Origin of the sequence: Streptomyces sp. NPDC048612 (assembly GCF_043199295.1) — a bacterium.
Classification (GTDB): Bacteria; Actinomycetota; Actinomycetes; order Streptomycetales; family Streptomycetaceae; genus Streptomyces.
In genome coordinates this window covers 257,015-270,543 of sequence record NZ_JBICVV010000006.1, presented here as the reverse complement: position 1 = coordinate 270,543, position 13,529 = coordinate 257,015, and the positions used below count along the sequence as shown (strand labels likewise).

Below are 13,529 nucleotides of genomic sequence, written 5' to 3'. Positions count from 1 at the left end.
AGGGCGGCACCTGTGCGGAGGTGCCGCCCTCGCTTCGGTTCCCGTGGCCTCCGGCTCCCGTGCCGGCCAAGCGCCGCCCCGTACCGGGGGCCGGGGCGCGGTTCACCCGGGGCCGTCACATCCAGACGTTGTGGCCGCCGCCCCGCCATTCGATCAGGTCGTGGTCGTCGAGCGAGACCACGTCGGTGTCCAGACCGGCCCGGCGCAGGAACTCCAGAAGGTCGACGCTGCTGTACGCGAGGCCGAGGATCTCGCCCTCGATCGTGATGCGCCGGCCGCCGGTGGGCGACGGCGGATGCACGATGACGGGCGGGTGCTCGGCCATGCCTCCAGCCTGCCCCCGTGTCCCCGTTGGTGCATCCGGTGGGAAGGGGCTGCGGGGCGGTGCCCTTGTGGGCGTGCGGGGCGATGCCCGTGAGGCGGGCGGGGCCATGCCCTCGCGCGCACGGCCGGTCCGACGAGAGCGGCACCTGTGCGGAGGTGCCGCCCTCGCTTTCTCCGGACTCCCCCCTCGGGAGCTGCCGCCACCCCGGTCGGCGCGGGAAGGCGGCCTTCAGCGGGGCTGCCGAGCGGCCGGTTCCTTGCCCATCACCCCCCACGGGATCGAGCAACCCGGGCCGTTCGTGCCGCCGTTGAATTGAGTACAGCATTCCTTCCGGCCCCCTGGTGGCGCGACCACTTTCAAGTCTGGCCAAAAGGGCATGGTGACCGCGCGTGTTGGCGTGCATACTCAGGCGTGCCGGGGGCCGACTGAGGAAACCAGGGGTGGGGGTTCGGTGTTACGCGTCCATTTCAGTGGACTCGATCTGGCCCGTGTGCGCATTGCGGCACGCCCGGACGCACTGTGGGAGACCGTCTTAAGCTTTCACCGGCTGCGTGACAGGCGGGACGATTCGGCGTTCGGCAAATGGCGATCGGAAACACGGGGAAGGTTGAATGGCGAAGCGCGGCTGCTGGCACCGCTGGTGCCCACCCGCGGCTATTTTCCCGATTTCCTGACGCCCGCCGAAGGGCTCCTCGGGATGACCGACGCGCTCGCCGCCCTGCGGGAGACACCGGCCGGCCGGCTGCGCGCCGAGCTGGCCCGGCTCTCCACGGCCGCCCGCCCGCTCCCGTCGTGGATACGGGCGATGGCCGACGGCGACACCCGGGCGCTCGGCCGGCTCGCCGGGATACTCCAGCGCTACTACGAGGCGGCCGTCGCCCCGTACTGGCCGCGCGTCCAGGGCCGCATAGAGGCGGACCGGGCGGCCCGCGGCCGGGCGCTGCTGGACGGCGGCGCGGACCAGCTGCTCGCCTCGCTGTCGCCGATGATGCGCTGGTGCCCGCCGGTCCTGGAGGCCGACTATCCCGTGGACCGCGATCTCCACCTCAACGGCCGGGGGCTGTTGCTGCTGCCGTCGTACTTCTGCCGCCGCACCCCCGTCACCTTCCACAACCCGGATCTGACGCCTGTCCTGGTCTATCCCGTGGAGCACCCCGCGCCCCGGCTCACGCCCCAGATCCCGCCGGAGCGCTCGTTGGGCCGGCTGGTCGGCCAGACCCGCTCCGCGATACTCCAGCGGATCGGCGTCGGCTGCACCACCAGTGAACTCGCCCGCCGTGCCGATGTCTCGCTGGCCTCCGCCAGCCAGCACGCGACGGTGCTCCGCGACGCCGGGCTGCTGCTCACCCTGCGGCAGGGCAACGCGGTGCTGCACACCCTCACCCCGCTGGGCGCGGCCCTGCTGCGCGGCGCGCGCCCGGCGGAGGAGGCGGCGTACGAGCGGCTCCGATGAGGAGCGCCGGGGACGGCGGCGGGTGTACCGGGGGCGTCGCGCCGGGTGCCCGCTGCGCTCGGCCGCCCGCCGGGGGCGCGGGGGACGGCCGGGCTCCCGGCGGCACCGGCGGTTCGGTCAGTACGGCCGGTCGCCCGCGATGGCGACCCGTTCGGCGACCCGGCGCCGCGTCCCGTAGTCGTTCACCGCGTAGTGCTGGGTGGCGCGGTTGTCCCAGAACGCGAGGTCCCCCGCCTGCCAGCGCCAGCGGACCTGGAACTCCGGGACCTGCGCCTGCTGGAACAGCAGCCGCAGCAGCCGGTCGCTCTCCGCCTGGCCGAGCCCCACGATGCGGGTGGTGAAGGACGCGTTGACGAACAGCATCCGCCGCCCCGTCTCCGGGTGCCGGCGCACCACCGGATGCTCGACCGGAGGGAACTCCTCCTGGAATGGCGCCAGTTGTGCCGGGGAGTAGAAGCGCGCGAAGCCCGGGAGATAGTCGTGCACCGCCCACGCCTCATTGATCCGCGCCCGGATTTCCGGAGGCAAATTGTCGTATGCCGCCGCCATATCGGCCCACAGGGTGTCCCCGCCCGCCGGCGGCACCTCCCGCAGCTGCAACACCGCGCCCATGGCCGGACGTTCCCGGAACGTCACATCCGTGTGCCATACATTCTCGAACGTCGCGGCCCCGCCGGCGGCCTTGTCGAACCGCACCACATCCTTCGAATCACCCCGCGCCAGCAGCGGATTGGTCTCCAGCTCGCCCCAATTCCCGGCGAATTCCCGCTGCGCCCGGGAGCTCAGCCGCTGACCTCGGAAGAACAGCACCTTCCACTCCAGCAGGGCCCGGTTCAGCTCCGTACGCAGCTCCCCGGACAGTGGCCGGGACAGGTCCAGCCCGCGGATTTCGGCCCCGATGGTGGCCGCCTGCGGCACGACCTCGAAGCGTTCGTAGGGCCGGTCGTCCCATCCGCCGGGGGTCCGGCGCAGCAACCGGGGCCCTTCGTACAGCCCGTCGGCGGGGATGCGGTGGGGGCGCAGGGCGGGGGTCCGGGGAGCCGCGGAATCGGCGAGGGTCGTCAACTGGTCCTCCTGGAACGCGAGAAGGGGGTGGGAGGGGGAGGGGGAGCCGTGGCCGGCGGGGTGGCGCGGACGGGTGTCGGGACGCCGGGGTGCGGGGATGCCGGGGCGGGCGTGGCCGTGGGGTGCGCCGGGACACCGGAGCGGGCCGGCCGTGGCCTGCCGGGCCTGCCCGCCGGGGCGTCAGTGCGCGGAGCCCTCAGGCGCGACAGGAACAGCCGGCCGGGGGAGAGCCCACCCGGCCGCGGCGGCGCAGAAAGCTCAGGCCGCGGGGCGCGCACACACCGTGGGGACCGCGGTCGCGCGGTGCCGCCTCACGGACATCCAGGTGCGTGCTCATGCCACGCACCGTACCCCCTCGGCCGGGTGTCCTCAATGCGTCAGTCGTCGATCCCGCTGCGCTCCACCCCCGCGACGATGTACCGCTGCAGCAACAGGAACACCACCACCAGAGGGGCGATCGAGACCGCCGCGGCCACGAACAGCTCGTGCAGATTGAGGTTCTGCGCGGTGGTGAACGTCGACAGCGCCACCTGCACCGTCCAGGCCTCCTGGTCCTGCCCGATCACCAGCGGCCACAGGAACGCGTTCCAGGCGCCGATGAAGACGATCGTCCCGACGGCGGCGAAGACCGGCCGGGTGTTGGGCACCACGATGCGCCAGTACGTCCGCCAGTAGCCGAGCCCGTCGACCCGTGCCGCGTCCTCCAGCTCCCGGGGGAAGCCCAGGAAGTACTGCCGGAAGACGAAGCAGGCGAACGCGCTGAACAGCGTCGGAATGACCAGCCCGCGCAGGGTGGATATCCACCCGAGCGTCGACACCAGCACGAAGCTCGGCACGAACGTCACGGCCGCCGGGACCATCAGCGTCCCCAGGATCGCGTAGAAGACCAGGTTGGCGTGCCGGTACGGGATACGGGCCAGGCCGTAGCCCGCGAGCGAGGCCAGCAGCACCGTGCCGGCCGTCGTCGACACCGCGATCAGCGTGGAGTTGAGCAGCGCCCGCCCCAGCGGCAGATTCGGGTCCTGGAAGACCTCGGTCAGGTTCGACCACCGCAGCACCCGCGGGAAGAACGTCCAGTCGGGCGCGGTGATGTCCTGCTCGGTGGCCAGCCCGTTCCGCACCAGCAAATAGAACGGCACCAGGAACAGCAGCGCCAGCGCGACCACCAGCACCCACCGCAGCGCCCGCCCGGCCCTCGTCAGTGCGTCGTCCATCCCGCTCACTCCTCCTTGCGCCCGAGGCCGAACCAGCGGGCCTGCACCACCGTCGCCACCGCGATGATCAGCGCCAGGATCACCGCGCCCGCACTGCCCAGTCCGAGGTTCTGATCCCGGCCGAGCGCCGTGTAGTAGAGGTAGACCAACGGCGGCCGGGCGTACGGCGGATAGCCGCGCGCATCGCTCAGCAGGTTGTAGAACTCGTCGAACGCCTGGAACGCGTTGATCACCAGCAGCAGCACCACCGCCACCGACGTGGCACGCAGCTGCGGGAAGGTGAGGTGCCGGAAGGTCTGCCAGCCGGGACGCGCCCCGTCCACCGCCGCCGCCTCGTACAGCTGCGGGGAGATCCGCTGCAGCCCGGCCAGGAAGAGGATCATGTAGAACCCGGCCTGCAGCCACAGCCGTACGGTCACGATGACCAGCCAGTACCAGGGCGGATCGGTCGTCGACAGCCAGGCGGTCTGGTCCGCCCCGAACCACCCCAGCACGGTGTTGGCCAGCCCGAACCGCACCCCGTTGAAGATCGACAGCTTCCAGATCACCGCCGCGACCACATACGAGCAGGCCGTCGGCAGGAAGAACACCGACCGGAAGAACGCCTGGGCGAACCGCAGCCGGTTGACCATCAGCGCCAGCGCCAGCGAGAGGACGTAGGTGGCCGGCACGATGAAGGCGGTGAACACCGCGAAGGTGCCGAGGCTGCCGAGGAATGCCTCGTTGGTCACCATCGCCGTGTAGTTGCCCAGTCCGACGAAGTCCGCGCCGGACGGGCTCACCGTGTTGTGCGCGTCGAAGAAGCTCAGGTAGACGCTCCACGCCAACGGCACATAGGTGAACAGCCCCAGCCCGACGGCGAACGGCCCGACGAAGGCCCAGAACCACAGATTCCGCCGCTGCGGCCCGAGCAGCCGGGCGCCGAGCGGGCGCCGTCGCCCGGCATCCGGCACCGCCGGGGGCCGGGACGGTGGCGGATGCTCTGCGACCGTCCCTCCGCTCCCTCCCACCGTCATGTCTTCTTGATCCGCTGAAGCTCGGAATTGACCTTGCGCACCACGGTCTTCAGCTCACTCTCCGGGTTGGCGCCGTCCTTGATGATCCGGCTCAGCGCGTCCTGGTAGGCGGTACGGTCCGCGGTCGTCCACAACAGCGGCTCGGCATAGCCGTACTCGGTCGAGAGCCGGACCGCGTCCGCCGCTGGTCCCTGGCGCAGCTGCTCGGCCTTCTTGGCCAGCGAGATCCGGGCCGGGATATGGAAGCCGTAGGACAGCGCGAAGTCCTGCTGGTAGTCGGTGCGGTCCACCCACAGCCACTTCGCGAAGGCCTTGGCCTCCGCCTTGCGTTTGCTCCGCGCACTGACCGCGGAGCCATAGGCACCCACCTGGACGGAAGGCTTCCCGCCGCTCCCGTCCTTGGGGAAGGGCAGTACCCCGAAGTCGTCCCCCAGGGCCTTCTTGATCTGCGGCATCGCCCACAGCCCCGACCACTGCATCGCGGTCAGCCCCTGCATGAACGCGGCCGGATCGGACCAGTCCGTGGGGGCGCCGAGCAGCAGCGACTTGTCGGCATACAGCTGGCGGATCTTCCCGAGCGTCCGCGCCGCCGCCGGATCGTCGAACCCGGCCTTACCGTCCTCGGTGATCAGACTCAGCCCGGCGGCGAACAACGGCGTCCCACCGAGGACCCCGACCCCGCCGTCATTCCCCAGGAACAGCCCCTTGGTCTTCTTGCCGCTGAGCTTCCTCGCCCCGTCCACCAGCTCGTCGAGCGTCTGCGGCGGCTGCACCCCGGCCTCCCGCAGCAGGCTCTTGCGGTAGTAGAGCAGCTGCATGTCCACGACCTGCGGGATGCCCCAGATCCTGTCCTGCCAGATCTTCGGCGCCAGCGCGGCCTGGTGGAAGTCGTCCTTGACCGGCTCGACGACCTCGGTCAGATCGGCCACCTGCCCGCCCTGGATCTGCTCCAGCAGCGGCCCGTTGACCTCGAAGACATCCGGCCCGGAATCGGTGAGCAGCGCCGCCGCCGTCTGCCGGTCGTAATCACCCGGCCGCCACTGCACCGAGACCTGCGCCTTCCCGTACGCGGCCGCATACCGCTTCACGGCCCGCTCGGTCCCCGGCTCCCCGTACTGGTGGTACCACTGTCTGATCTCCGGCCCCGAACCCCCGCCGCCCCGCCCGGTGTTGGAACCACACGCCGTCGCCAGCCCCGCGGCCAGCGCAACCCCACCACCGGCCGCCAACAGCCTCCGCCTGCCGAACTCCGTCATGGCCCGTCGCCCCCTGCCTCGTCACGTCCCGGTGATGGTCGATCACCGACGGTGCGACAGACCACTTTGCCGCATGCGCGTGAGGGGCGCATTGCCTGTGGATAAAGCCGGTGCCGGGGGCCGGGCCGGGGACCTGATCAGGCTGCTCGGGTAGGCCCTTCCTGAGCGGCGCCGGCTCCGCGTACCCGAGACAACCGACAGCGAACTCGCGCACCCGCAACGGGGCCGGTGCCCCATCGGGCCACACGGGCCGGTGCCGCGTCCGGGCGACTTCCAGGTTCTCTTTGGAAATGGCCATCGTGACCGAATGCATGCCATGGCCGACGGCCCAAGCCTGCCCGCGCAGCACAATACGGAGATGAACTCGGACATTGGCGACGACCGACGACAGCAACTGGGCGGCGCGACAGGTGAATCGCGTGGCGCTCCAACGGAACTGCGCGGAGCCGCGGTCGTACTACGGCCGACGACGGAAGCGGACACCCCCACACTCGACCGCATCGTCCGGGAACCGGAGGTCGCGGCATGGTGGTCGGTGCCCGACGACTACCACGACATGCTCGCCATTCTCGTCGACCACGAGGTCATCGGGGCGATCCAGTTCTCCGAGGAGACCGACCCCGAATTCCGGCACGCCACCATCGACATCTTCCTCACGGCCGGCCGCCACGGAAAAGGCCTCGGCACCGACGCCGTCCGCACCCTCGCCCATTGGCTGATCCACGAACGCGGCCATCACCGCCTGACCATCGACCCGGCCGCCGCCAACACCGCCGCCGTCCACAGCTACCGCAAGGTCGGCTTCAAACCCGTCGGAATCATGCGGGCTTACGGGCGCGACTACCGGACAGGGGGCTGGACGGACGGGCTGCTGATGGATCTGCTGGCGGACGAGCTGACCTGAAAGGGGTATTCGACGGTGACGCAGGCCACCCGGAGGGCAATGCCTCAAGGGCTGCGGCGGCGCTTGCGGTAGTGGGCGATCGCCGAATCCGGGGGGAAGTTGGGCACGAAGGTCAGTGCGCCGTCGGTTTTGGAGATGACGAGGTGGCTGCCACCGAACGAACGGGGCTCGGTGGGCGGATATGTGGCGTAGATGAGGTACCCGCTATCGAATTCCCGGACGTGTACGGCTGCGGGGGTGCCGTCGTGACAACGGGGGCGAAAATGAGCCCGGGCCGCTGTCAGCGCCTCGTCGGCGGCCTTCGGAACGGCATTCCGCGGCTCCGGTGAACCGCTGCCATTGCTGCCATTGCTGGGATCGCTCCGTGCCATGATGCCGTGCCTCCTGTGCGGGGGCCTGACGCTGCTGCCGGTGGAGGGCGACGGCTGTCTCCGCTGAGATCGCTTGTCGGGGCGCGTCGAAGCGCTGCCCGGAAAGAGCCTACGGACAGATGCGGGTCGAGAGCGTGTCCGGTCGGTAGAACTTGCGGAAAAGGGCGATCGAGTCGGGGAGTGGCCGGTGCGGGACGCGGCAGATCTCGCCGGTGTCTTTGGTGACCACGACGCAGGAACCTCCGGGGCTCCTGGGCCGATTGCGTGCTCCCGTCGGGGTGGTCTTCGGGTGGGGCGGGAGTTCGGCGTAGACGACGTAGCCGATGTCGAACTCGCTCACCCTGAGCGGGGCGGGAGTGCCGTCTGGCCAAACGGGAGAGTACTGCGTGCGGGCAATCTCAACGGCTTCCTCGGCGCTGGTCGGCACCGGCCGGTCGGGGTGTCCAGGGCCTGGGGGACTGGATGGCGTCATGTGGTTACCTCATCGTCCCGGTCAGTAGTCCTCTTCAAGGTCAACGCTCCAGGCACCCGAATCCGTGCCGGGTTCGTCGATGCTCGACAACGTGATCTCCAGGTCCTCTCTGAGCGCCTCCAACTCGACCCGGCCAGCCGCCGTCGCGAGCATGCACCGGCCCGTGAGATAGGTCCGGAGCAGGTCGATGAAGGTGCGGAGGCCGTCGGCGATCAGAATGCTGCCTTCGTCCTCCTCGGAAGGGTCTTCCGGCAGCAGGTGGACCTGGCCGCTGGCGCCGTGGACGGCAATGTCCTGTCCCCTCCACAGGCCGATCCGGAAGTAGGGCCCCGGCGGCTCCCAGGCCGAAGCGTCGTCGTCGCTCGTGCCCAGGGGCGTGAGTGCGGGCTCCACGTCCAGTGGTAGCAGGCCCATTGCCGCGCCTTCGAATGCGGGAAGCCCTACCTCCTGGAGGACATCGCGAGCCTCTGTGTTCGTCAGGCCGTCGGGGAGCGATGCAGGGGTGCGGCGTCGTACGGCCTGCGGCTCGAAGAGTCCGGCCCAGTAGGGGCCGCTGTTGCTTGGGGCCCTCTTACTGACAGCGCAGAGATATCCGGCGTCCTCGAACATGGGCTCGCCGTGTACCGGATGGAGGCCCTGGAAGGCGTCAGGCACCGTCGGCTCAACGGCGAACACCCCGCCCGATCCGGCCACCACGGAGACGTTCCCGAGGGGGAGTTGTCCGGTGAGGAAGGCCGGCTCCTCCACATATTCGAGTAGATCGGCCCAATCGGGCGTGACCGCGCTGTCCTTGTCCGGATGCCAGAGCGGCTCCTTCTGCCCGGCTGTCGGTACCTCGTTGCTCCAGGGGCCGGCGAGGTTTTCGCCCGACTCCGCATCCCAGACCCGGAACCGTTCGTCCCACAGCCCCCTGGCCGTTACGGCAGTCCGGTCCGGCCATGCACCATCCGGGAGGGCCGCCAGCTGTGTGAGCGGCCCAGGCTGTACGTACGAGGCGCTCACCCCGCCCGGCGGCCGCCAGTGTGCCCAGCGCACCCGCCAGGCTAGTGTCACGCCTGATCGCTCGATCGCGGCAGCGGTCTCCGCGTCGCCGCGGACGGTACTCATGAGGTGCAGCCACGAGGCCCATTCGCCCGGCGGGAGGGTATCGACGCCGCTCAGCCAGAGGTTGGTGGCGTCGGCGGCGGGAGAGTCCGCATCGATCTCATCCGGATCGTGGCTGTGCGCGGCGTCGATGAGGGCCACCTGATCGAGGTGGGCCACCAGCCGTCCGTCCCGCTGCACCTCGTCGAACACGCCGGCTTGGACGGCATGCATCGCCAGTCCATGGGCCGCGTACCGGCCGATGGGGTTCGTCGATGCCCAGCCCTGCGGGGCGAGCCGTCCGGCTGCCCAGTTCCTCAACCACTCGACGATCCGGCGGTTCACCGCTGTGCGCGCGTCGGCCGGGATGGCGCTGCGGAGTGCCTGGGCGACGCGCTCGTCGCGGAACGAGACCGTGCCGTCATCGGCCAGGGTGAGGAGGTGTGCCCAGCGCTCACACATGCCTGCCGTGTCGGCTTCCTGCCCCTCGTATGTACCGAGAGCTCGCGTCAGCTCCTCCCATACGGCGAGGGGCGTGCGCCGGACTTCCGCCAGGGCGAGGGCGCGTAGTGCCGTGCTCTCCGTAACGTCCACACCGGCGTCCACACCGGCGTCCACACCGGCGTCCGCACCGGCGTCCGCACCCACGTCCGCACCCCGGCCGTCCGGCAGAGGGGCGGGCGCGGCGGCCCCGGACGGCGGTGCGGCGAGCGCGATGACCAGGCGGTCGTGCGCCAACCTGTCGTCGGGCTGGGCCCTTTCGACGAGGACCTTCGTGCGCGCCCCCACGGCCACATCGGAGGCCAGGTGCCGGACGATCCGGCCGGGCTGTGGAGACCGGCGGGTGCGGCCCGCGCGCTGGACGTTGGTGAGGACGACCAGACCCTCGCGCACCGCGGACCCCGCCAAGGCGTCGGCCCATCCGGCACGCCGCTCCAAGGGCAGTTCAACACCGGCGGAAGTCAGGATGCGGTCGATGATCTCCTCGGCGGTCAGATCGGTGGCATCCACGGATACCGCCCCAGGCACCGCGGCAGCGACCTCTGTCAGCACCTGCGTGCGGCCGCAGGCCGGCGGGCCGGTCACCTCTGCCACGCGCTGAGTGCCGTGCCTCCACCAGTCGAGAAGAGCGGTCACTGCTTCGGCGGCGGACGTCGACACGAGGGTTTGGGCCTCCGTTGAATCGCTCAAATCGCTGGAATCGCTCTGGGCACGGTGTCTGCCTGTCGGTGCGTGGCCAACTCCCTGCTGGAAGTTCTCGCCGAGTTCCTCATCGCCCCATGGCGGAGCGCTGTCCTTGCTGTTGAACGTCAGCGGCCGCTCAGGAGCTGTCCGGGCGGTACGCCCTGCGATAAATCGCCACCGCCTTCTCCTCGGGGAAGTTGGGCACGCTTGACACCTCGCCGTCGATCTTGGAGATGACGATGTTGCTTCCTCCCGGAGCCGAGGGGCGGCCAGTGGAGTCCTCGTTCGCCGGCCAGCCCGCATGGATGAGGTAGCCGATGTCGAATTCATGCACGTACCGCGAGGTCGGTCCACCGGGTGAGCCGATCTCGGGAAAGTGCTTTTTGCCGATCGCCAGGGCCTCCGCCTCAGTCGTCGGCAGGGGCTCCGGCCCGAGCTGGGGACGGATCGGGGGCGGCGTGGGCGGCAAGCCGCGGGTGCTGCCCGGCTGGTTGAACTCGGTCATCGTGTGACTCTCGTTGCTGATCCGGTGGAGGGGCGTCAACCCAACTCACGCCGTGGTGAGCCGACCGGTTCACGTCCGGGCGGCAGCAGTCGGCCGGTGAACCCGTGCCGTCACTGCTCTCCTGTACCGCTCTCCAGCGTGTCCGGCCGGTAGAACTTGCGGTACAACGCGATGGCGTCCGACGGGGGCCGCAGGGAGACGCTGCTGACTTCACCGGTGTCCTTGGCGACCACGACGCAGGTGCCGCCGGGGTTCCTCGGGGGGCGGCGCTCCCCGGTCGGTGTCGTTCGCGGGTGAGGCGGGAGCTTCGGATAGACGAGGTATCCAATGTCGAACTCGAGGACCTTGAGAGGGGCCGGGGTCCCATCCGGCCAAACCGGGGAGTATTCCCTGCGAGCGATTTCCAGGGCTTCCTCCGCGCTTGTCGGCAGTGGGCGATCGGGTGTCGAAGAACTGGGCTCTGTCATGTGTTTCCTCGCTGTGTTCAAGTCGTGCCGTGCTGGGCGGGGAGGCAGCGCCAGGAAGGAGGGGAGATCTACGGCTCGATTTCCGGGTCATTGAGCAAGGTGTCCCAGATCTCTCCCGAGGCGGTCACAGGGTCGATCTCGCTGACCCACGACTGCAGCTCCGCATCCGCCTCGAGCTTGTCCACGGTGAGCGACTCGGAGAGCAGGAGGTGATATCGCCCCACCAGATGGAACATGGTGACGAACTGCCGCAGGCTGCTGCCCGCCAGGTGGTCTTCCACGGCGTCGGACGTGCACAGCACCTGGCCGGTGCCACCGTCCAGGACCACGTCGCCGCCGAGGAGTTCTCCCACCGCGAAGTAGGGACCGGAGCGCTGGTTCGACGAATCCTGCAGCTCATCCGGCGGTGGGATCTCTCGAAGTCCCTGGGTGCACAGACCGCGTGTGTTCAGGGTAAGAAGCTCCACCGTGGGCAGGCCGTGCTCGACGAGCCACTGAGCGGCTTCCGTGCCACGCAGGGTTTCGGGTATGTCCGACTCCGCCGGCCGGAACACCGAATCGTTCCCGAACACCTCGGCCAGTTGTGCGGCTGAGGGCTCCCGGAGGGCTTCGGGGAGTGGGCGTGCAGCCACTCCGCGCTCGTACGCATCCAGCAAGGGCACGCCATGCCAGGGCGGCGCTTCGTGCTCTGGTTCCCTTTCGAGGATTTCCACGGCGAAAACTCCGCGGTCTCCACCCAACACGGCGAGGTTTCCGATCCGTGCTGCGGCGCGAATGTCCCTGGGGCAGCGGGGAATGAACATACCCTGGGATTCATCAGGGGCCGGGCGCCAGCCGTGTGACGTATTGACCATGCGTCGTGCTTCCGCGGCCTGGTCGCTCGTCTCGGCCGACTCGTGTGGCCGGCCTGAGCGGAGTTCCCACGCCCACGATGTTCCGCGCAATTCGTTGGTCGCGGCAGCCATGTGCTCGGTGGCGATGAGGCGGGTGATTCCGGTCGGGCGGCGCGAGAGGCTCTCTTCGAGGAAAGCGCCGGCCGGACGCAGGTCCGACCACAACGTCCGCCATTCCAGAGTTACTTCGGAGGCCAGCACCGCGTCCGCAGCCTCCTGGTCTCCATGGGAGACGGCGAAATGGTGTAGCCAGGCAGCCCACTCGCCTTGGCGCATGGGTTCCATACCGGACAGCTCCCCATACCGCAGGCTCGCGGCCATGGTGTCCGGCGGGATGTCCCGGCCGAAGGCGGCACGATACGCCTCCATGACCGCACTTGGCTCCAGGAGGGCAAGTACCCTCCGGTCCTCCAGCACTTCCTGCAGACTGCCGGAGGCTGCGGCATGTGCAGCCAGACCGTGAGCCGCGTATCGAGCCAGTGGGTCGCCATTCGCCCAGCCGTCCGGATGTGTGTGAGCTATGAGCTGCTCACTCAGCAGCTGCCGGACCGTCAGGTGCGCTTGGCCCGTGTCCGCCTGGTAGGAGCGGCGCAGTGCGTGAGCAATCCCTTCGTGGGTGAAAGCCACACCTGGACCGGTAATCGCGTCATTCGGCACCCACTTCAGCAGACCGGGATATCGATCAGGGAATCTCTGAAGGTCTGCGGGCGCGGTGATCAGGCCCATGCTGTCGCACAGGACGCTCCATGCGGCGACGGGTACCACGGGGTACTCCGCCAGGGCGAGGGCGTGGATCTCGGGAGCCAGTTCTTCAGGGTCGCTGAAGAACTGGCTCCCGGTTCCCAGGCGGATGAGAGGGGGCGGCGCATCGGCCTGCGCCGACTCCGGTTCGGCGGTCTCCAGCGCCAGCCGGAGGCGAGACCGCTTCGCCCTGCCCATCCGGAAAGCCGCGCGCTTGATACGCCCTGGCTCATCCGTGGTACGCAGCGTGCCTGCCCATTGCACGTTGGCCAGCAGCACGGTGTGATCGCCGCGGATGCGCTTCACGAGCGCGTCAAGGTCCTCTTTGGCGACTGAATGCGGACGCTGAACCCCGCACACATCCAACACCTGAAGGATCACTTCATCGGCGCGGAGCCCGACACAATCGATAAGTGCCGCTTCGGACATTTGTTGACGGACCAGTTCCAGTGTGCGGCTCTTCCCGACAGCAGGAGGGCCGGCCACGGAGAAGACGCCACCGGCACGGCCCGATGCCGTCAAGCCATTCAGAAGTCGAGTGGCGGAGGCGTGGAGTTCCGCATCGTGTGCATCGGTCAT

Annotated in this window: 13 protein-coding genes; 2 read left to right on the top strand and 11 right to left on the bottom strand. The window is 69.5% G+C overall.

The features are described 5' to 3' along the window. Positions 1 to 115 precede the first annotated feature (115 nt). The gene (locus tag ACGFN2_RS12890; RefSeq protein WP_362606354.1) at positions 116 to 325 is read right to left on the bottom strand and encodes a hypothetical protein; all 210 of its coding nucleotides are present in this window, start codon (positions 323 to 325) and stop codon (positions 116 to 118) included. 607 nt (positions 326 to 932) lie between these two features. On the opposite strand from ACGFN2_RS12890, the gene ACGFN2_RS12885 reads away from it, so the two are divergent. Then, positions 933 to 1,778 carry a winged helix-turn-helix domain-containing protein gene (locus ACGFN2_RS12885; protein ID WP_362606356.1) on the top strand — a complete coding sequence of 282 codons (846 nt, stop codon included), beginning with the start codon at positions 933 to 935 and terminating at the stop codon, positions 1,776 to 1,778. Positions 1,779 to 1,895: 117 nt separating this feature from the next. On the opposite strand, the gene ACGFN2_RS12880 is transcribed toward ACGFN2_RS12885, so the two are convergent. The 4 genes from ACGFN2_RS12880 to ACGFN2_RS12865 form a co-directional block, all read right to left on the bottom strand. Then, positions 1,896 to 2,843, bottom strand: a complete 948-nt coding sequence (locus ACGFN2_RS12880; protein ID WP_393359777.1) for a TauD/TfdA dioxygenase family protein — start codon at positions 2,841 to 2,843, stop codon at positions 1,896 to 1,898. Positions 2,844 to 3,220: 377 nt separating this feature from the next. Beyond that, the gene (locus tag ACGFN2_RS12875) at positions 3,221 to 4,057 is read right to left on the bottom strand and encodes a carbohydrate ABC transporter permease (RefSeq protein WP_362606362.1); all 837 of its coding nucleotides are present in this window, start codon (positions 4,055 to 4,057) and stop codon (positions 3,221 to 3,223) included. A 5-nt stretch (positions 4,058 to 4,062) separates the two neighbouring features. Continuing rightward, complete coding sequence (locus tag ACGFN2_RS12870; protein WP_393359775.1) at positions 4,063 to 5,073, bottom strand: carbohydrate ABC transporter permease; 1,011 nt, start codon at positions 5,071 to 5,073, stop codon at positions 4,063 to 4,065. Next, positions 5,070 to 6,329, bottom strand: a complete 1,260-nt coding sequence (locus tag ACGFN2_RS12865) for an ABC transporter substrate-binding protein (RefSeq protein WP_393359773.1) — start codon at positions 6,327 to 6,329, stop codon at positions 5,070 to 5,072. The genes ACGFN2_RS12870 and ACGFN2_RS12865 overlap by 4 nt, the downstream gene beginning before the upstream one ends. A 358-nt stretch (positions 6,330 to 6,687) precedes the next feature. Here ACGFN2_RS12865 and aac(6') point away from each other — a divergent pair, with 358 nt between their 5' ends. Beyond that, positions 6,688 to 7,233, top strand: coding sequence for an aminoglycoside 6'-N-acetyltransferase (aac(6'), locus tag ACGFN2_RS12860; protein ID WP_393359771.1), 546 nt, complete (start codon positions 6,688 to 6,690; stop codon positions 7,231 to 7,233). 44 nt (positions 7,234 to 7,277) lie between these two features. Here the strand turns inward: aac(6') and ACGFN2_RS12855 are convergent, their stop codons facing one another. The 6 genes from ACGFN2_RS12855 to ACGFN2_RS12830 all read right to left on the bottom strand — a co-directional run bounded on the left by ACGFN2_RS12855 (position 7,278) and on the right by ACGFN2_RS12830 (position 13,529). Continuing rightward, on the bottom strand, positions 7,278 to 7,604 hold the full coding sequence (locus ACGFN2_RS12855; protein WP_393359769.1) for a hypothetical protein: 327 nt from the start codon (positions 7,602 to 7,604) through the stop codon (positions 7,278 to 7,280). A gap of 109 nt (positions 7,605 to 7,713) precedes the next feature. Beyond that, positions 7,714 to 7,944 carry a hypothetical protein gene (locus ACGFN2_RS12850; RefSeq protein ID WP_393359767.1) on the bottom strand — a complete coding sequence of 77 codons (231 nt, stop codon included), beginning with the start codon at positions 7,942 to 7,944 and terminating at the stop codon, positions 7,714 to 7,716. Between the two features lie 153 nt (positions 7,945 to 8,097). Continuing rightward, a complete protein-coding gene (locus ACGFN2_RS12845) occupies positions 8,098 to 10,254 on the bottom strand; it encodes an SUKH-4 family immunity protein (RefSeq protein ID WP_393359765.1) in 2,157 nt (718 codons plus the stop codon). A 226-nt stretch (positions 10,255 to 10,480) separates the two neighbouring features. After that, complete coding sequence (locus ACGFN2_RS12840; RefSeq protein WP_393359763.1) at positions 10,481 to 10,849, bottom strand: hypothetical protein; 369 nt, start codon at positions 10,847 to 10,849, stop codon at positions 10,481 to 10,483. Between the two features lie 110 nt (positions 10,850 to 10,959). Continuing rightward, the gene (locus ACGFN2_RS12835) at positions 10,960 to 11,082 is read right to left on the bottom strand and encodes a hypothetical protein (protein ID WP_362606386.1); all 123 of its coding nucleotides are present in this window, start codon (positions 11,080 to 11,082) and stop codon (positions 10,960 to 10,962) included. Between the two features lie 302 nt (positions 11,083 to 11,384). After that, positions 11,385 to 13,529 carry an SUKH-4 family immunity protein gene (locus ACGFN2_RS12830; RefSeq protein ID WP_393359761.1) on the bottom strand — a complete coding sequence of 715 codons (2,145 nt, stop codon included), beginning with the start codon at positions 13,527 to 13,529 and terminating at the stop codon, positions 11,385 to 11,387.

Bases quoted from the DNA above. Each gene is read 5' to 3' on its own strand.
- ACGFN2_RS12890 (WP_362606354.1), bottom strand. From the start codon at position 325: ATGGCCGAGCACCCGCCCGTCATCGTGCATCCGCCGTCGCCCACCGGC.
- ACGFN2_RS12875 (WP_362606362.1), bottom strand. From the start codon at position 4,057: ATGGACGACGCACTGACGAGGGCCGGGCGGGCGCTGCGGTGGGTGCTG.
- ACGFN2_RS12870 (WP_393359775.1), bottom strand. From the start codon at position 5,073: ATGACGGTGGGAGGGAGCGGAGGGACGGTCGCAGAGCATCCGCCACCG.
- ACGFN2_RS12865 (WP_393359773.1), bottom strand. From the start codon at position 6,329: ATGACGGAGTTCGGCAGGCGGAGGCTGTTGGCGGCCGGTGGTGGGGTT.
- ACGFN2_RS12855 (WP_393359769.1), bottom strand. From the start codon at position 7,604: ATGGCACGGAGCGATCCCAGCAATGGCAGCAATGGCAGCGGTTCACCG.
- ACGFN2_RS12840 (WP_393359763.1), bottom strand. From the start codon at position 10,849: ATGACCGAGTTCAACCAGCCGGGCAGCACCCGCGGCTTGCCGCCCACG.
- ACGFN2_RS12830 (WP_393359761.1), bottom strand. From the start codon at position 13,529: ATGACCGATGCACACGATGCGGAACTCCACGCCTCCGCCACTCGACTT.